The organism is Janthinobacterium sp. CG_23.3 (genome assembly GCF_046115965.1).
Taxonomy (GTDB): domain Bacteria; phylum Pseudomonadota; class Gammaproteobacteria; order Burkholderiales; family Burkholderiaceae_D; genus Janthinobacterium.
This window is the reverse complement of record NZ_JBJXIB010000133.1, coordinates 1-16,264: the sequence shown is the minus strand read 5'-3', so window position 1 is coordinate 16,264 and position 16,264 is coordinate 1. Positions and strand designations below refer to the sequence as shown.

General features: G+C 69.7%; 14 protein-coding genes. 6 read left to right on the top strand and 8 right to left on the bottom strand.

The window, feature by feature from the left end; all coding sequences use genetic code 11:
- Positions 1 to 611, bottom strand: a 611-nt coding sequence (locus ACFDR9_RS23215) for a LysR family transcriptional regulator (RefSeq protein ID WP_409032501.1), incomplete at its 3' end; no start/stop codon positions are given.
- A 141-nt stretch (positions 612 to 752) separates the two neighbouring features.
- Here ACFDR9_RS23215 and ACFDR9_RS23210 point away from each other — a divergent pair.
- A complete protein-coding gene (locus tag ACFDR9_RS23210) occupies positions 753 to 2,180 on the top strand; it encodes a pyridoxal phosphate-dependent decarboxylase family protein (protein ID WP_409032500.1) in 1,428 nt (475 codons plus the stop codon).
- 203 nt (positions 2,181 to 2,383) lie between these two features.
- Here the strand turns inward: ACFDR9_RS23210 and ACFDR9_RS23205 are convergent, their stop codons facing one another.
- Positions 2,384 to 3,328 carry an MBL fold metallo-hydrolase gene (locus ACFDR9_RS23205; RefSeq protein ID WP_409032499.1) on the bottom strand — a complete coding sequence of 315 codons (945 nt, stop codon included), beginning with the start codon at positions 3,326 to 3,328 and terminating at the stop codon, positions 2,384 to 2,386.
- Positions 3,329 to 3,635: 307 nt separating this feature from the next.
- Here ACFDR9_RS23205 and ACFDR9_RS23200 point away from each other — a divergent pair, with 307 nt between their 5' ends.
- From ACFDR9_RS23200 to ACFDR9_RS23180, 5 genes are all read left to right on the top strand, one after another.
- Positions 3,636 to 4,763, top strand: a complete 1,128-nt coding sequence (locus ACFDR9_RS23200; RefSeq protein ID WP_051068245.1) for a glycosyltransferase family 4 protein — start codon at positions 3,636 to 3,638, stop codon at positions 4,761 to 4,763.
- A complete protein-coding gene (locus tag ACFDR9_RS23195; RefSeq protein WP_017875910.1) occupies positions 4,760 to 5,908 on the top strand; it encodes an acyltransferase in 1,149 nt (382 codons plus the stop codon). The genes ACFDR9_RS23200 and ACFDR9_RS23195 overlap by 4 nt, the downstream gene beginning before the upstream one ends.
- Before the next feature lie 62 nt (positions 5,909 to 5,970).
- Positions 5,971 to 7,158: a glycosyltransferase family 4 protein gene (locus ACFDR9_RS23190; protein WP_409032498.1), complete on the top strand. Its 1,188-nt coding sequence runs from the start codon at positions 5,971 to 5,973 to the stop codon at positions 7,156 to 7,158.
- Positions 7,152 to 8,564, top strand: a complete 1,413-nt coding sequence (locus ACFDR9_RS23185) for a hypothetical protein (protein ID WP_409032497.1) — start codon at positions 7,152 to 7,154, stop codon at positions 8,562 to 8,564. The genes ACFDR9_RS23190 and ACFDR9_RS23185 overlap by 7 nt, the downstream gene beginning before the upstream one ends.
- A 390-nt stretch (positions 8,565 to 8,954) precedes the next feature.
- Positions 8,955 to 10,094: a glycosyltransferase family 2 protein gene (locus tag ACFDR9_RS23180; protein WP_017875913.1), complete on the top strand. Its 1,140-nt coding sequence runs from the start codon at positions 8,955 to 8,957 to the stop codon at positions 10,092 to 10,094.
- 6 nt (positions 10,095 to 10,100) lie between these two features.
- Here ACFDR9_RS23180 and ACFDR9_RS23175 read toward each other — a convergent pair whose 3' ends face one another.
- The 6 genes from ACFDR9_RS23175 to ACFDR9_RS23150 form a co-directional block, all read right to left on the bottom strand.
- Positions 10,101 to 11,138: an XrtA/PEP-CTERM system-associated ATPase gene (locus ACFDR9_RS23175; protein WP_017875914.1), complete on the bottom strand. Its 1,038-nt coding sequence runs from the start codon at positions 11,136 to 11,138 to the stop codon at positions 10,101 to 10,103.
- Positions 11,139 to 11,249: 111 nt separating this feature from the next.
- Complete coding sequence (locus ACFDR9_RS23170) at positions 11,250 to 12,125, bottom strand: XrtA-associated tyrosine autokinase (protein ID WP_409032496.1); 876 nt, start codon at positions 12,123 to 12,125, stop codon at positions 11,250 to 11,252.
- 10 nt (positions 12,126 to 12,135) lie between these two features.
- Positions 12,136 to 13,716: an XrtA system polysaccharide chain length determinant gene (locus tag ACFDR9_RS23165; protein WP_409032495.1), complete on the bottom strand. Its 1,581-nt coding sequence runs from the start codon at positions 13,714 to 13,716 to the stop codon at positions 12,136 to 12,138.
- A 137-nt stretch (positions 13,717 to 13,853) separates the two neighbouring features.
- Positions 13,854 to 14,513: a polysaccharide deacetylase family protein gene (locus ACFDR9_RS23160; RefSeq protein WP_017875917.1), complete on the bottom strand. Its 660-nt coding sequence runs from the start codon at positions 14,511 to 14,513 to the stop codon at positions 13,854 to 13,856.
- On the bottom strand, positions 14,497 to 15,696 hold the full coding sequence (locus tag ACFDR9_RS23155; protein ID WP_017875918.1) for a glycosyltransferase: 1,200 nt from the start codon (positions 15,694 to 15,696) through the stop codon (positions 14,497 to 14,499). The genes ACFDR9_RS23160 and ACFDR9_RS23155 overlap by 17 nt, the downstream gene beginning before the upstream one ends.
- Before the next feature lie 14 nt (positions 15,697 to 15,710).
- Positions 15,711 to 16,199, bottom strand: coding sequence for a hypothetical protein (locus tag ACFDR9_RS23150; RefSeq protein WP_409032494.1), 489 nt, complete (start codon positions 16,197 to 16,199; stop codon positions 15,711 to 15,713).
- Between the last annotated feature and the right edge of the window lie 65 nt (positions 16,200 to 16,264).

Here is a 16,264-nt window from a genome sequence, read left to right as displayed (position 1 = left end):
TTGCCCCCGGGGGTACGGGTGTCCGCGTGTTTGGGGTTTTGGGGGGAAAGGGGCAAACACCCCTCTTTTGTTTTGGGGTGGGGGGGTGTCTCTTCCCCCCCCGCGGCCACCACCACCAAGTCGTCGTCAAACAACTTGTGCACGCGCAGTTCGGGATACTCGCCCGCCCCGTGCCGCACCGCGAAGTCGATGCGCTCGCGGGCCAGGTCGGACACCCGGTTCGACGCCTTGATGCGCACGTCGACGTGCGGCGAGATCGCCTCGAACCGCGCCAGCCGCGGCACCAGCCATTGCGCCGCGAAGCCGGGCGTGCAGCTGATCGTCAGCGGTAAACCCGCCGGCCCGCCGCGCAATTGCGCCGTTGCCTGCGCAATGCCATGCAAGGCCCGCTGCACGGCGGCGAAATAGGCCTCGCCCTGCGCGCTCAACGCCAGACGGCGGGCGCCGCGCTCGAACAGCGCGACGCCGACGCTTTCCTCCAGCCGCTTCAACTGCAAGCTGACGGCGCCTTTCGTCACGTGCAGCTCGTCGGCCGCCGCCGACAGGTTCAGGTGGCGCGCCGCCGCCTCGAAGGCGCGCAGGCTGTGCAACGGAGGTAGTGGCAATTTCATGTTGAGTTTTACTAAACCTGAGCGAGTGAATAAATCGGTGTCCACGGTATCGGGGGGGGCGTTAGACTGCCATCGAACATCCCGGCGCGCGGCGCTTCGCTCCATGCTGCGGCCAAGTCCCTTATCGTATAGGAAAAATGTATGCCCGAACATCAGCAATCCGACGATTTATTGCGCCGCACGATGGCGCACGCGCAGACTTATCTGCACGGCCTGGCCGATTCGCGGGTCGCCGCGACGGCTTCGCTGGAGCAACTGCGCGCCCGCCTGCACACGCCGCTGCCGCGCCACGCCTCCGACCCCGCCGCGGTGATCGACCAGTTGGTCAGCGACACCGCCGACGGCCTGGTCGGCAGCGGCGGCGGACGTTTCTTCGCCTGGGTCATCGGCGGCACGCTGCCGGCGGCGCTGGCGGCCGACTGGCTGACGTCGACCTGGGACCAGAACGCCGCCATCCACGCCTGCAGTCCGGCCGAGGCGGTCATCGAGGAAGTGTGCGGCGCCTGGCTCAAGGAGCTGTTGGGCCTGCCGGCGCAGGCCAGCTTCGCCTTGACCACCGGCTCGCAGATGGCCCACACGACTGCGCTGGCGGCGGCGCGCCACGCCCTGTTGGCGCGCCGCGGCTGGGACGTCGAGGCGCTGGGCCTGCACGGCGCGCCGCGCATCCGCATCATCACCAGCGACCAGCACCACGGCTCGATCGCCCGCAGCGCCCGGCTACTGGGTTTCGGCACCGCCGCCATTACCGTGCTGGCGTCGGACGCCGACGGCAAGCTGGCGGCGCCGGCGCTGCTGGCCGCGCTGGAGCGCGAGCCAGCCACCGCGACCATCGTGGCGCTGCAGGCGGGCGACCTGAACACCGGCGCCTTCGACGACTTCACGACGCTGATTCCGCTGGCGCGTTCGCGCGGCGCCTGGGTGCATATCGATGGCGCGTTTGGCTTGTGGGCGGCGTCCAGCGCGTCGTTGCGGCACCTGACGGCGGGCCTGGAGCAAGCCGATTCCTGGGTCACCGACGGCCACAAGTGGCTGAACGTGCCCTACGACTGCGGTTACGTGTTCGTTGCCGACAGCGCGGCGCACTTCGGCGCCACCTCGCACCGCGAAAGCTATATGATCGACGTCGAGGGCGCGCGCGACCAGATCGACTGGAGTCTGGAATGGTCGCGGCGCGGGCGCGGCGTCGCCACCTACGCGGCGCTGCGCCAGCTGGGCCAAAGCGGCGTCGCCGATTTGATCGAGCGCACCTGCCGCCACGCCAGGGCGCTGGTGGCCGGCATCGGCGCGCTCGCCGGCGCGCAGGTGGTGTGGAGTTCGCAGGTCAACCAGGGGCTGGTACGCTTTCTCGACAGTCGCGCTGGCGCCGGCGAGGACGACCACGACCGCTTCACCGACGCCGTCGTCGCGGCGATCACCGACGGCGGCGAGGCGTTTTTCGGCGGCACCACCTGGCGCGGCAGGCGCTGCATGCGCGTGTCGGTGTGCAACTGGCGCACCGGCGCGGCCGACGTCGAACGCACCGTGCGCGCGGTGGCGCGGGTTCTGGCGGCAATGCGCCAGGCGGGCTAGCCCGCCCGCGGCGCCTGCCAGGCCGCCTTGCAGGCGCCGCGGGCGACGTAGAGGTCGTCGAGCCGCTCGACAGAGGTGCTCTTTGGCTCCAACTGGCCGGACGACGCCCTGGCCCGCCGCGCATATTGTTGGCACCACGACCGATGCGATACCCGTGGTCCGGCAACTGGCAAGCGAAGCGTGCGCCCGCGCAACACCTTGCCTTACTTCCCAGTGTCGAGCCAATGCACCAGCCCCTGCGTGTTCAACTCCAGATCGGTCTCCCAGAACGCCAGCATGGCCATGTCGGCCAGCGCGCAGCCGTGCGCGCGCGTCTCGTGCAACAGATAGCCGGCCATCGCCGCCTTGATCCGCGCGTGCCGGGCGGCGCCCGCCCCTTGCTCGGCCAGCGCCAGCGCGACCAGGACGTCAAGACGGCGGCGCAGGTCGGCGCCGGCTTGCGCAACGCCCGTCAATTGGCCGTAATGGGTCAGGTACAGCGCCGGCGGCGCCAGGCTCAGCAGGCGGGAAATCGACGCGCGCATCGGCCCCGGCTCAAACTGGCTCGGCGTGGTGGTCGGAAAAACGAACTGGCGGCCGTCGACGTCGAGCTGGCGATACGACAGGCCGAACATGTCGCCGGTAAAGATGGCGCCGGTGCGCTCGTCGACGATGCAGATGTGGTGGCGCGCGTGGCCCGGCGTGTCGAGGCAGCTTAGCCGGCGCCCGGCCAGGGACAGCGCGTGGCCGTCGGCCGCCTCGACGATGCGCTGCGGCGGCACCGGCACGATCTCGCCGTAGACCCGCTGGACATAGTCGGCGCCGTACACCGCCGACACGCCGGCGACCAGCTTGGACGGCTCGGCCATGTGCCGGGCGCCGCGCGGATGCACCACCAGCGTGGCGTTGGGGAAGGCGCGCATCATGGCGCCGGCCCCGCCGGCGTGGTCCAGATGGATATGCGTCAGGATGACGTAATCCACCGCGGCGGCGTCCAGCCCGACCCTGGCCAGGGCCGCCAGCGCGTTCGGCAGCGATGCGTTGGTGCCGGTGTCGATGAAGGCGGCGCGGCCGTCCTCGACCAGCAGGTGGATGGCCGCCAGCAGCGGCCGCACATAGCCGGAATCGAACGCGGTAATGCCGTTGCCGTAATCTCTCCAGTCGTACACCCGCAACCTCCTGTCGTGAATCAATCGATGCACCGCCACCCCGGGCGATGCGCTCCGGGCATGCTGCGCTGATATTACAGCGAAATTGAGGGGTATCAACTAAAGCCGGCGCCGCTTGCCCCAAAATACACACTGGCGGCCTGGGCACGGCGGCCGCAGCTTCCTTGCGCGTTGCTAGCGCCCCACCCGCCCGGCACCCTTTGATGGCCCCTCCTTCAGGAGACGCAGCAATGATCGGTCTGAAAACAGTCGCAGCGGTCCCCGGCGCGGTGCAATCGATGCGTCCGCCGCCATCACCGGGCATCCCATGACACCGGCGGATACGCCGGGGCCGGGCCGCAAGCGGCGCGCCGTCGTGTGCGGCGACGGCATCGGCATTTTTCCGCCGCTGATGCAGCTTTTCCGCGACGAATTCGACATTGTCGCCGCGCTGCACCCGCGCCTGCCGCCCTGGTACGCCTGGTGGCACCGGCTGGCGTCGGCGCGCTGGCCGCGCCAAGCCTGGTATCGGCAATGGCGCTACCGCCTCGAAAAGACGCCGGCCGCGTTTCGCAGGCTGAGCCGCGACTGCGCCCGCCAACTCGACGCGCTGGAAGGCCGCTACGACGTCGTGCTGTTTTTCGGCGCCATGCACTCGCCGGGCGCCTGCCCGGGCAAGCACCTGTTTGTCTTCTCCGATTCGTGCCGCTGGCTGTCCTCGCGCAACGCCCATGACGACATCTCGCATTTCCGCGACCACCGCGACGAGGCCGAATGGCTGGCGCTGGAGGGCGAGGTGTACCGCTCGGCGGCGCGGATTTTCGTCGGCAGCGATTTCGTGCGCGACGCCTTGCTGGCGCATTATGACGTGGCGCCGGGGCAGGCGGTGACGTCCGGCTTTGGCGCCGGCAACGCCTTTGGCGAAGCCTATGAAAAGGTGTTCGACGGAAAAACCATCCTCTACATCGGCAAGGGCGACTTCGAGAAAAAGGGCGGCGTCGTGCTGCTGGAGGCCTTCGCCAAGGTGCGCAGGGAGTTGCCGCGGACGCAGTTGCATATCGTCGGCCAGGAACGCCTGCCGGCCGCCGCCGGGGTCGTCAACCACGGCTTCGTGCGCGAGCGCGAGCGCCTGGTCGCCTTGATGCGCGCGGCGCACGTGTTCGCGCTGCCATCGCTGGTCGACCGCAATCCCATCAGCCTGCTTGATGCGATGGCGGCGGCGACCCCCTGCGTCGCCTCGGACTATGGCGCCATGCCCGGCATGCTCGGCGACGCCGGCATCATCGCCCCCTGCAACGACGTCGACGCGCTGGCGGCGGCGCTATTCAAGCTGCTCACCAACCAGCGCCTCGCCCGCGCGCTGGGCGAGCGCGGAAGGCGCCGCTTCCAGGAACGCTACAACTGGCACAGCGTATGGCAGGTGATCCAGCGCGAAATGCGCGAGGCGCTGGCATGAGCGCGCGGGCCGGCGACGGCGCCGCGGCGGCGCGCGGCGCCCGCCTGGTCTGCCTCGACGGCTTGCGCGGCTGGGCCGCGGTCATGGTGGTACTGTCGCACCTCTGGGGCCAGTTCGCCAGGCACCTCGCGCCGTTCTACGACCAACCGCTGCTGCGCCTGGTCTCCGACGGCCACCTTGCCGTGCTGATCTTTTTCGTGCTCTCCGGCGTCGCGCTGAGCCTGCGTTTTGTGCGGCGGCCGCAGCGCGTCTCCCTGGTCGGGCTGGTCGCCGCGCGTTACGTGCGGCTGATGGTGCCGGTCCTCGCCACCACGCTGCTGGTCTATCTATTGATCGCGTTGCGCTTGGCCGGCAGCGCCGACGCGGCCCGCGCCGGCAACTCGGCGATCTTCCTCGGCGCCCGGCACGGCCAGGACACCACGCTGGCGGACGCCTTGGCGTTCTCCTTCTATTCGGTGTTTTTCGACTACGACGAAGGCAGCACCTTTAACTGGAGCCTGTGGACCATGCACATCGAGCTGCTCGGCTCGCTGCTCATTTTTACGTTGTTGTTCCTGTTTTCGCGGGCGCACGGCCTCACGCGGCGGCACCGGATGGCGCTGGCGGGCGCGCTCGCCTTCGCCTTCCTTTTGATGCAAAAGCAATTCGGCGCCTGCTTCGCGGCCGGTTACGTGCTGGCCGAACTGGCGCACGCCGCGCCCGCCGCGCGCACATGGCTGCGCTGGGCGCCGCCGGCGCTGGCGGCGGCAGCCGCCGCGGTCGCGGCCTGGGCCGGCCGACGGCACGACAGCAGCGGCGCCCTGCTGGCCGTTGGCATCGTCATGGCGGCGCTGTTCTGGCCGGTGGCGCGGCGCTTCCTGGCGAGCCCGGTGTCGGCCTGGTTGGGCCGCATCTCGTTTCCGCTTTACCTGATCCACGTGCCGCTGATTGGCGCCGCCGGCGAACTCTACCTGGCACTGCTCAACGGCGGCGTAGCGGTGCAGCCGGCCACGCACGCGACGGTGGTCCTGGCCTTCTGCGCCTGTCTGCTGTCGGCCGCCTTGCTGATGCCGCTCGAGCGCCTGAGCATGCGTTTGAGCACGGCCGCCGGCACCCTGCGGCTGGCGCGCCGGCGTGCGCTGCCGGCGCCCCCGCGTGGCGAATGAGCGGCCGGCGCGGCCGGACCCGCCGCACTGCCCCGAACCTGCCATCAACCGACCCCAGCCCCATGCGCGTCCTCTACCACCACCGAACCCAGGGCGAAGAGCCCGAGTCGATCCACATCGCGGCCATTGTCGAGGCCTTGCGCGCGCTCGGCCACGAGGTGCGCGTGGTCGGCCCCGCCGCGGCGTGGCCGCACGCGACGCTGCCGCGGCGGCCCTCCGTGCTGGGCAGAATCAAGCGCGCCGCGCCCGGCCTGCTGTTTGAACTGCTGCAACTGGCCTACAACCTGGTCGTCGACCGGCGCATCGCCAGGGCGATCGAGGAATTCCAGCCGGACCTGGTGTACGAACGCTACGCCTTGTTCAACTACGCCGGGGTACGCCGCGCCAGGCAGCGCGGCATCCCGCTGATCCTCGAAGTCAATACGCCCTACGCCCAGGCCTGGGCGACGTATTTCGGCCTGCGCCTGAAGCGGCTGGCGCGCTGGCTGGAGCGGCGCACCTGGTCGGCGGCCACGCATATCATCACCGTCACCGAGGCGCAGCGCCACATGCTGGTGCGCGAAGGCGTCGCCGCGCACGCCATCAGCGTCTGCCACAACGCCATCGACCCGGACTGGTTCGACCCGCAGCGCCAGCGCCGGCCGCAACTGGCCGCCGCGCTGGGCCTGGCCGCCACGGTGGTCGGCTTCGTCGGCACCATGAACCGCTGGCAGGGGATGCCGGCGTTTACCGCCGTGCTGCGCGCCGTCTTCGCCCGCTGCGCCGGGGTTAGCTTCCTGTTCGTCGGCGACGGCGAATTCCGCCGCGCCATCGAGGATTTTTGCCGCGCCGAGGGCTACGCGGGGCGCGTCGTGTTTACCGGGCGCAAGCCGCACGCGGAGATCCCGCCGCTGCTGGCCTTGATGGATATCGCGGTATTGCTTGATTCAAACGCCTACGGGTCGCCGATGAAAATATTCGAATACATGGGGATGGCCAAAGCCATCATTGCGCCGCGCGTCGGCCCGGTCATGGAGGTGCTGCGCGATGGCCAGACCGGGCTGCTGATCGACGCCGGCGACGCCGCCCAGATGGCCGAGCAGATCGTCCGCCTGGTCAACGACCCGGCCTTGCGCCTGCGCCTCGGCGAAGCCGGCCGGCAGTACGTCACCAACCACCACACCTGGCGCCAGAACGCGCTGCGCATCGAAGCGATCTACGCCGCCATCCTGGCGCCGCCACGGGCCGGCAACGCGGCGGACCCATGCTGAAAAGACGCCTCGACCTCTGGCTGCCCTCGTATATCGCGTCGGCGCCGCAACGGGCCTACCAGCGCATCGCGCGGACCGGGCGCACCACCCACATCCTGTTCCTGGTGTGCGACCATTTCGAGCCGAAGCACAGCGAGTCGCCGCATCCCGTCAGCGCCGAGCAGGCGGTGCGTCTGGTGCAGGCCTGGCACGCCGGCTACGCCAGTTTCCAGCAGCGCTGCCGCAGCGCCTTCGGCACGGCGCCGCTGCACACCTGGTTCTATCCGCCCCACCACGGCGTGGAGGCGCTGGCCAGCCTGGCGGCGATGGCCCACGCCGGCCTGGGCGAAGTGGAATTGCACTACCACCACGACGGCGACACCGACGCCACGCTGGAGCGCGACCTGCGCGCCGTGCTGGCCGAATACAACCGCTGGGGCCTGCTGCTCGAATCGGGGGCGGCGCCGCGCACGGCATTCGGCTTCGTCCACGGCGACTGGGCCCTGGGCAATTCCGGCGGCGGCCGCTTTTGCGGCGTCAACGACGAGCTGAGCATTTTGCAAAAGCTCGGTTGCTGGGCCGACCTGACCATGCCCTCGGGCGAAAAATACCAGACGCGCAAGATCAATTCCGTCTACTACGGCAAGGGCGACCCGCACCGCGCCAAGGCGCACAACTGGGGTCCGGACGCGCGCGTCGGCCAGCGCGCCGCCGAGGGCCTGATGTTGATCCAGGGGCCGTTGGGTATCAACTGGGGCGCGCCGTCCTATCCGCGGATTGAAAACGCCAGCCTGACCAGCGAAAACTGGGGCCGGCCCGACCGCATCCGCAAATGGATCGACTGCAACGTGCACGTCGCCGGCCGGCCCGAGTGGCTGTTCGTCAAACTGCACACCCACGGCGCCGTCGAGCGCGATCTCGACGCCCTGTTCGGCGAGCGGGCCATGCGCATGCACCGCACCCTTAACGAGCACTACAACGACGGCCGGCGCTACCGCCTGCACTATGTGACGGCGCGCCAAGCCTACAATATCGCCAAGGCGGCCGAGCACGGCCACAGCGGCGATCCGGCCGATTACCTCGATTTCCACATCGCCGAACCGGCCACCGCCCATTACACCGCCAACGCCCGCCACGTGCTCGGGCATTGCAGCGCCGAGCGACTCAGCATCGGCGCGTTCGAAGCCGGCCGGCTGGTGCAGATCCGCAGCCGCATCGGCCCCTTCGCCAGCCTGAACGGTCCGATCGGCGCCTACGAGGTCGACGCGCGCCAGCGCCGCGTGCGTATCGAAGCGAACGGCACGGTGGAACTCTGGTTGCGCGGCGACGCCAGCGCCGAGGTCGCCGAGGGCGCCGGCGCCGTCCTCGGGAACGGCCCGGTGCGGCACCTGGAGGTCGAGCGCTACTGCGTCCTCGGTTATCGCTGAGGCACACCCGGACGGCGCCCGCACCGGTCCACGCCGCGGCGACATTTTGACATGCCACAATGCGCCATCTTATCAATACGTCATCATAACCATGTCGTGCTGCGTTGTGTAACGCCAGCAGCGCACGCGATTTGCACGCAACGCCGCGGTTGACCGGCGCCGTGCAAGCCCGGCAAAAGAGCGCCGCCGCAAACGGCTATACCGAACGGCGACAGGTCAGACGACACAGGGGGCAACACGGTGTACCATCGCGGCGGCGGGTGGCACGCCGGTCGCGCGGCGGGCAAGCGGCCGCCGTCGCCCGTACCGTTCGTCCAAGGCGGCGCGCACCCATTACTTGCCATCCGCACGCCGGCGCCCGGAGTGTGAACGGCCACGGACCCAATTGCCATGAAAACCGTTTTTTGGACCTCCCTTTTCTTGATCGTGTATCCCTACCTGGTCTATCCCCTCGTCATGTTAGCGATAGGGAAAATGCGCCCGCGCAAGGTCGCGCGCGCCCCCTGCCTGCCGACGATGACGATTCTGATCCCCGCCTACAACGAAGTGGCCATGATCGGCGCGACGATCCAAAACAAGCTCGACCAAGGCTACCCCGCTGACAGGCTGCAAATCATCGTCATCTCCGACGGTTCCGCCGACGGCACCGACGACGTGGTGAAAGGCTTCGGCCGGCACGCCGTGAAGCTGCTGCGGCGCGAGCGGCGCGAGGGCAAGGCCGCGGCGCTCAACGAGGCGGTGCGCCTGGCAAGCGGCGACATCATCATCTTCAGCGACGCCAACACCCTGTTCGGCGCCAACGCCTTGCAGCGGATCGCGGCCAACTTCGCCGACCCGGAAATCGGCTACCTGACCGGATCGCTGCAATTCGTCACCGACGGCGGCAATGCCAGCGGCGCCGGCGCGCGGGCGTATATGCGCTACGAAAACCTGGTGCGCGGCATCGAAACCGCGGCCGGCTCCATCATCGGCGTCAACGGCGGCGTCGACGCGATCCGCCGCCGGCTGTACGTCGACACCCCGCCGGCGCTGATTACCGACCTCATCCTGCCGCTGTCGGTGATCGCCGGCGGACACCGCGTGATCTTCGACCCGCAGATCGACGCGTTCGAGACGCCCAACACCGACGTTTCCTGCGAATTCAGGATGCGCGTGCGGGTCGCCTTGCGCGCGCTGCAAGGACTCACCTATATGCGCAAACTGCTCAACCCGCTGCACTACCCGCTGGTGTCGTTCAGCCTGTTTTCCCACAAGGTGCTGCGTTATCTCGGCTTTGTGTTCATGCCGGCAGCCCTGGCCAGCAATATAGCGCTGGCCCCCACGCAGGCGCTGTACCGGGTCTTGCTGGTGCTACAGCTCGGCGTGTATTGCCTCGCGGCCCTCGGCCTGATGCACAATTTACCCGGCTGGCTGAGGAAAATCACCACCGTGCCCAGTTACTTTGCGCTCTCCAACGCCGCGTTCGCCGTCGCGGCCTACCGTTTTCTGCGCGGCGACACGCTGGCCGTCTGGCAACCGCGCGCAGGTTGAGCGCCGTCAGGGTCGCTGCGCGTCGTCGCCGGCAGCTTGCTGGATCGCCGCGACCAGGCGGCCGAGCAGGCTCAGCGCGCTGGCGTTGTTGCGCGACAGGCCGTCCAAGGCCGCCTCCAGGCGCGCCATCCGCGCCTCCAGTTCGGCCGGCGCCGCCGCCGCGCCCTGCTGTCCGGGGCCGCCCTGCCGCTCCGGCGGCGCGGGGCCAGCGGCGTCGGGGCGGGCCGGCGCGGCCGTCTCGGCGGCCATTTCCGACGCCAGCTCCAGCACGTCGTCGCCGCCGATGGCGCGGCTATTGGCAAGAAAGCCCATCAGCAGCAAGCGGTCGCAGAGGGCGTTGATGCGCCGCGGAATGCCGGCGCTGGCCGCATGGATGGCCGCGAAGGCCTGTTCCGCGAACAGCGGCGCATTGTCCCAGCCGACGTGGCGCAGCCGGTGTTCGATGTAGCGCCGGGTTTCCGCGCCGTCGAGCGGGCCGATGTGGCAGGCGGCAATCACGCGCTGGCGCAATTGGGTCATCTGCGCGCTCTGCAGCGTGTGGCGGAACTCCGGTTGGCCGATCAGGAAGCTTTGCAGCAAGGCATGGGTGTTGAGCTGGAAATTCGATAGCATGCGCAACTCCTCGACCGCCTGCATGCTCAAGTTCTGGGCCTCGTCCACCACCAGCATGCAGCGCTTGCCGGCCCGGTAGGCGCTGCCGAAGAAGGCCTCGAGCGCGATCAACAATTCGGCCTTGCTGGCCCGCACCACCGGCAGGCCGAAGGCCGTGCCGACCAGGCGTAGCGCGTCGTCCGCCCCCAGTTGCGTGCTCACCAGGTGGGCGCACAGGTATTTTTCGGGATCCAGCTTGCCGAACACGTTGCGCACCAGCGTGGTCTTGCCGGCACCGACCTCACCGGTGATGACGATGAAGCCCTCGTTGCGGTGCATGCCGTAGACCAGGTAATCCATGGCGCGCCGGTGCTGCAGGCTGCCGAAATAAAACGCGGGATCGGGATTGGTCTGGAAGGGCTTGCCGGTAAAGCCGTAGAATTGTTCGTACATGATTTGTCCAGGCTCCAGGGACGCTGTGTCGGATAGCGGCAACCGCCCGCTTGCGGAGCGCGCGCGCCCAAGCGCGCGAAGGCGCGCGAACGCGCACCGCCAGCCGGGACGCTAGCGCGCATAACCGTAGCCGTAAGCGGGGCCGTACTGATAGCCGTGGGCAAGGCGGCCAAGCGGACGCGCCCGGTTCAACACCAGCAACTTGACCGGGCAAGAGGCAATCGTGGCCAAGGCGTCGCGGGTGGCGCTGTGCAGGCTTTCCTCCGCCTGCAGCACGAACACGATCTGCCCCATGTGGGTCGCCAGCACCTGCGCTTCCGTGGTCATCAGCAGGGGCGGCGAGTCGAAGACGATGATACGGTCGGCGTAGCGGTTGGCCATTTCGTCCAACAGGCGCGCCATCGCCTCGCTGGCCAGCATTTCCGTTGCCTGGGCGGCGCGGGTGCCGGCCATCAGCAGATTGAGTTTTTCTACGTTGGTGCGCAACAGTACCTCGCCCAATGGCAAGGATCTGTTGTGCAGCATGTCAAGCAAACCGCTTTGCGCCGGCACGCCCAGCATGGACGGCAGCGAGGGCCGGGCCACGTCTGCGTCCACCAGCAACACGGTGCGCTCGAGTTCCATGGCGATACTCAGCGCCAGGTTGAGCGCGGTGAAACTCTTACCCTCCCCCGCCAGCGCGCTCGTCACCATGATCAAGTTGGCGTGGCGCACGGCGCTGCCGGCGCGCGCGTTGGCCAGCAGCGGGCGTTTAATCACGCGCAACTCCTCGGCCAGCAGCGAACTCGGTTGGCCGGGCATGATGAAGCCGGCGGCGGCCAGCCCGGCCAGGTCGATGTCCACCCGCGGCGCCATGGCCGGCCCGGCGCCGGCGGGATCGCCGCCGGCGCCGCGGGCGGCGCCCCGCGGCGGCCCCTCCGGCCTGCCATCGGGCCGCTCTCGGCCGGGCAGCTTGAGGTAGGCGGCGGCTTTTTCGATGAGACTCATAGTATTTCCTTCACGCCTGGGACCTGCTCAGCAGCGCACCCGCGATGACGACGCCGACGTAGACGGCGAACAAAACGGCGCCGGTCAGCGCGAAGCGCGCCAGGCGCAACTGCTGCTCGTCCGTAGCGGCGGCGCTGGGCACCACGGAAATCACGCCCAGTACGCGTAATCCGGTCAGCTCGGCCACCTGGGACCGGTCATAGAAGCGCGCGCGCAATTCCTTGGCCAAAAACATCGCGCCGAGCCCGGCCAGCAGCGCGCCGACCAGGCCGGCGGCCAGCGCCAGAAGGCGCGACGTCGACGACGCCGGCGCCACCTGCGGCGGGTCGATCAGGCGGAAATCGCCGACCCCGGCGACCGATTGCATGTCCCCGGCGATGCTGGCGGACTCGCGCCGTTTGGCCAGTTCGTCATAGTTTTTCTTGTTGATCTGGTAGTCGCGGTTGAGCTGGGCCAGGTGCACCTCGTATTCCGGCATGCGCCGCCCCAGTTCGAGCAACTCCTGGTGGCGCGCGGCGTACTGCGCGACCCGGGTCTGCAGCGACGCCACCGCGGCGTCGGCCTGCGCCAGCGCCACCCGCAACGGGTCGGCGGCGGCGCGCGCGTCCCCCGCCGCGGCCTGGGCCCTGGCGAGCGGCCTGGGCCTGGCGGGATCGGCCGGCGGCAGTTGCCGGCGTTGCTCCTTGAGGCCGGCCAGGGCGCGGCGCGCGTCGCCGACGTCGGGATGCCTTTCCGTGTACTTTTGCAGCAAGCCGTCCAGCGCCAGCTGGCCGGCCTCGATGCGGGCGTCGAGGTCGGCCGCCGCCGCCCCGCCGGCACGGCCGCCGCCGGCCGCCGCCGCCGCGGCGCCGTTCTCCAGCGCCAGGCTGCGCCGGTAGGCGTCGCGGCTGTTCTCGGCCTCGCGCAGTTGCAGTTCGGCGGCGCCGAGTTGCTCCTTCACCGCCGCGAGCTGCACCTGGTAGCCGCTGCCCTCCTCCGTCACCGCGCCGGCCCCGGCCATGTGCTGGGCCTTGAACTCGCGCAGACGCGCGTCGGCTTCCTGCAACTTTTCTTCATAGGCGTTGGCCTGCTGGTCGAGGAATCGCCTGGCCGCATCGTTGTCGGTGGCGCGTCCGCCCTTGCTGGAGTCGATGAACTTGGTCACCAACAATTCCACCATGCGTTTCGCGCGCTGCGGCTGGGTATCGCGGTAGCGCAGGATATAGGTATTGCTTTTCTCGCCGGCCGCTTCGATCGCCAGCACGTCGCCGACCTCGTCGATCAGGCGCTCGCGTTGCTCGGCGCTCATGTGCCGGACGTCTAAACCGACCTCGTCGATCAATTGCGTGACGTTGGGCCGGCTGATCACCAGGCGGCTGAGCATGGCGACGCGCTGGCCGTTGTCCGGCGGCACGGTCACCCCTTCCATCAGCGGCTTCAGGATCGAGTCGGTATTGACGAACAAGCGCGCCGACGCCTCGTATTTTTTGGGAATTGAAAACACCAGCATGGCGCTGCCCATCGCCACGGCCCAGGCCGTGAACAGCCCGAGCCTGCGGTAGCGCCACATTGCCCGCAGGTGCCACAAGACCCCTGTGATTATCTTATCCATCAGGACCGTCCGTTGAGTTCGACCGCCGCCGGGGTGCGCTGTTCGTTTGCCGGCGACCCATGCGCCTGGCACCCGTCCAAGATAGGGCAAACTTCCCCGCGCGTATTGGCTTGCGTCAAATTTGCGCGCGCCACCGTTCAGCGCGGCGCCGCCGCGCCACCGGGAATCGCCGCGAAGCCCAGGCCGCCGGCCAGCCATTCGGGTATCAGGGCGCGCAACACGGCGAGCGTGTGTTCGTTGTGGTCGTGGAACAAGGCAATATCCCCGGCGCCGGGCGGCGTCGCGCGCACCCGCGCCAGCAGGCGCTCGGCGCCGTCGCGCCGGTAGTCGCCGTAGGTTTTGCTCCAGTGCACCATGCAATACCCGAGCATGGCGACATGGTGGATCGCCGCCAGGTCGACCCGGCCGCGGGGCGGCCGGAACAAGGCCGTATCGACGCCACAGGCGGCGCCGATGGCCAACCGGCAGCGCTGCAAGTCGGCGCCCAGTTCGGGCCGCGAGCGCCCGACGATGTCGCGGTGGCTCCAGGTGTGGCCGCCGATGGCGTGGCCCTCGGCGGCGATGCGCCGCATCAGCGCGGCCTGCCCGCTTACCTTGTCGCCGATGACAAAGAAGCTGGCCTTGACGCCGTGCGCCGCCAGCAGGTCGAGCAGCGCCGGCGTGTGCAGCGGGTCGGGGCCGTCGTCGAAGGTCAGCGCCATGGCGCCGTGCCCGGCCGGCAGGCGCCACAGGAAGCGCCGCGGCGAATAGCAGCGCTGCAGCAAGGCCTTGCCGGCGTCCCTAATGGCGAGCGTCATGCTGGTCCAGTATCGTTTGCAGGAAGACGCAATTGCGCTCGGCGATGGCCTGCCAGGTCAGCGCCGCCACCGAGGCGGCCACCGCCGCCGCGTCCCAGTCGCGCGCCAAGCCCCGTTCCAGGGCGTCGGCCAGCGCCGCGCTGTCGGCCGGCGCCACCAGCAGGCCGTTGACGCCGTCGCGCACCAGCTCGGGCACCCCGCCGACGCCGCTGGCGACCACCGGCACGCCGCTGGCCAGCGCCTCGACGACGACGTTGGGCGTGCCTTCGTTCAAGCTCGGCAGGCATAGCAGGTCGGCCGCGGCGATCCAGCGCGCCACGTCGGCCTGGCACACCGCGCCGGCGAAGTGGACGCCGCCGGCCGGCCCGGCCGCCGCCTGCCGCTCCAGCGCGGCGCGGCAGGGGCCGTCGCCCAGCAACACCAGCCGGTCGTGCGGACCGAGCCGGCCGCGCCTGGCCAGCTCGGCCCAGGCCTCGACGACGAAGCCGAGTCCCTTGACCGGCACCAGTTGGCCGACGCAGACGACGACGCGGGCCGGCGCCGGCAAGTCCAGCGCGGCGCGCGCCGGGCCGCGCGGGCGCGGAAAGAACAGGCGCGGATCGAAGGCGGCGCAGGGGATGCGCGCCAGGCCGGTGGCGCCGGCGCCGAGCAGGCAGGCGATCTTCGCCTCCAGCGCGGCGCTGACGGCGATCACGCCGGCGGCGCGCCGCAACGCCCAGCGTATCTGCCAGCGCAACAGGCGCCGCTCGGCGTAGACGTTGATATCGCTGCCGTGCGCGGTGACCACGAACGGCAGCCCCAGCAAGCTCGCCGCCAGGGCCACGCCGACGCCGTCCGGATAGGCGCAGTGCGCGTGCACGACGGCGTCGCCGCCGGCGCGGGCGCCGCGCCGCAGCAGGCGCAGGATGCTGAGGAAATAGCTGAAGCCGGACACGCAGCCGAGTTTGGGCACGACCAGGAAGCGCGGATGCTCGACCGCCATGCCGTCGACGCTGTCGCAAGCCGGAATGGCGCGTTGCGCGCGCCATTCCGGCTTGCGCGCCAGCGCCGGCACGTAGGCCACCGGGGCGATCATCTGCACCTGGCAACGCAGCCGCATGGCGCGCACCAGGTTTTGCACGAACACGGCGCGCTGCCGGTCGGCCGCGTTGGGGAAGTAGGTGGTGATCGTCAGCACGCGCATGGCGGTCCTTTCCGTCACGCGGCGCGCGCGATGACGTAGGCGTGGGAACGGGCGAAGCCGGGCAGCAGGCGCGCCGCGTAGCGGCCCCAGCGCTCCACCGCGGCATACTCGTAGCCCGCCGCGCCGGGGGTGCCGCCGCGGCGCAGTTTCATTTGCAGTTTCTCCCACAGCGCCAGCGGTTTCAGATACAGCACCCCGCTGTCGACCAGCGCCAGTTCGCCGCCCACCAGGGCGCCCAGTTGCTCGGCCGAAAAATACGGCGGCGCGGCGATCATCGACGATACCAGCAGGCAACCGCCAGGGCGCAGCATGCCCTTCAACTGGCGCAGCGCCGCCAGCCTTTGCCGGGCCGGCAGGTAATACAGCACTTCCATGCAAGTGACCAGGTCGGCGGCGCCGGCGTATGCGCGGGCGCAGTCGTCCAGCGCCAGGCGCTCGAAGCGCAGATGCGGGTGGCGCGCGGCGGCGCGCGCCCCCCCCGCCCCCCCCCCTTCTACCCCCACCCAACCGGTCCCCGGGGCGCCCCCCTTTTGTCCTTCCCAAAACGCCCTCGAGGTGTCAGTTGCTC

What these genes read in the sequence shown, in the direction of transcription:
- ACFDR9_RS23160 (WP_017875917.1), bottom strand. Translation starts at nt 14,513, where the DNA reads ATGACGCTCGCCATTAGGGACGCCGGCAAGGCCTTGCTGCAGCGCTGC.
- ACFDR9_RS23155 (WP_017875918.1), bottom strand. Translation starts at nt 15,696, where the DNA reads ATGCGCGTGCTGACGATCACCACCTACTTCCCCAACGCGGCCGACCGG.
- ACFDR9_RS23175 (WP_017875914.1), bottom strand. Translation starts at nt 11,138, where the DNA reads ATGTACGAACAATTCTACGGCTTTACCGGCAAGCCCTTCCAGACCAAT.
- ACFDR9_RS23180 (WP_017875913.1), top strand. Translation starts at nt 8,955, where the DNA reads ATGAAAACCGTTTTTTGGACCTCCCTTTTCTTGATCGTGTATCCCTAC.
- ACFDR9_RS23165 (WP_409032495.1), bottom strand. Translation starts at nt 13,716, where the DNA reads ATGGATAAGATAATCACAGGGGTCTTGTGGCACCTGCGGGCAATGTGG.
- ACFDR9_RS23195 (WP_017875910.1), top strand. Translation starts at nt 4,760, where the DNA reads ATGAGCGCGCGGGCCGGCGACGGCGCCGCGGCGGCGCGCGGCGCCCGC.
- ACFDR9_RS23170 (WP_409032496.1), bottom strand. Translation starts at nt 12,125, where the DNA reads ATGAGTCTCATCGAAAAAGCCGCCGCCTACCTCAAGCTGCCCGGCCGA.
- ACFDR9_RS23185 (WP_409032497.1), top strand. Translation starts at nt 7,152, where the DNA reads ATGCTGAAAAGACGCCTCGACCTCTGGCTGCCCTCGTATATCGCGTCG.
- ACFDR9_RS23190 (WP_409032498.1), top strand. Translation starts at nt 5,971, where the DNA reads ATGCGCGTCCTCTACCACCACCGAACCCAGGGCGAAGAGCCCGAGTCG.
- ACFDR9_RS23210 (WP_409032500.1), top strand. Translation starts at nt 753, where the DNA reads ATGCCCGAACATCAGCAATCCGACGATTTATTGCGCCGCACGATGGCG.
- ACFDR9_RS23200 (WP_051068245.1), top strand. Translation starts at nt 3,636, where the DNA reads ATGACACCGGCGGATACGCCGGGGCCGGGCCGCAAGCGGCGCGCCGTC.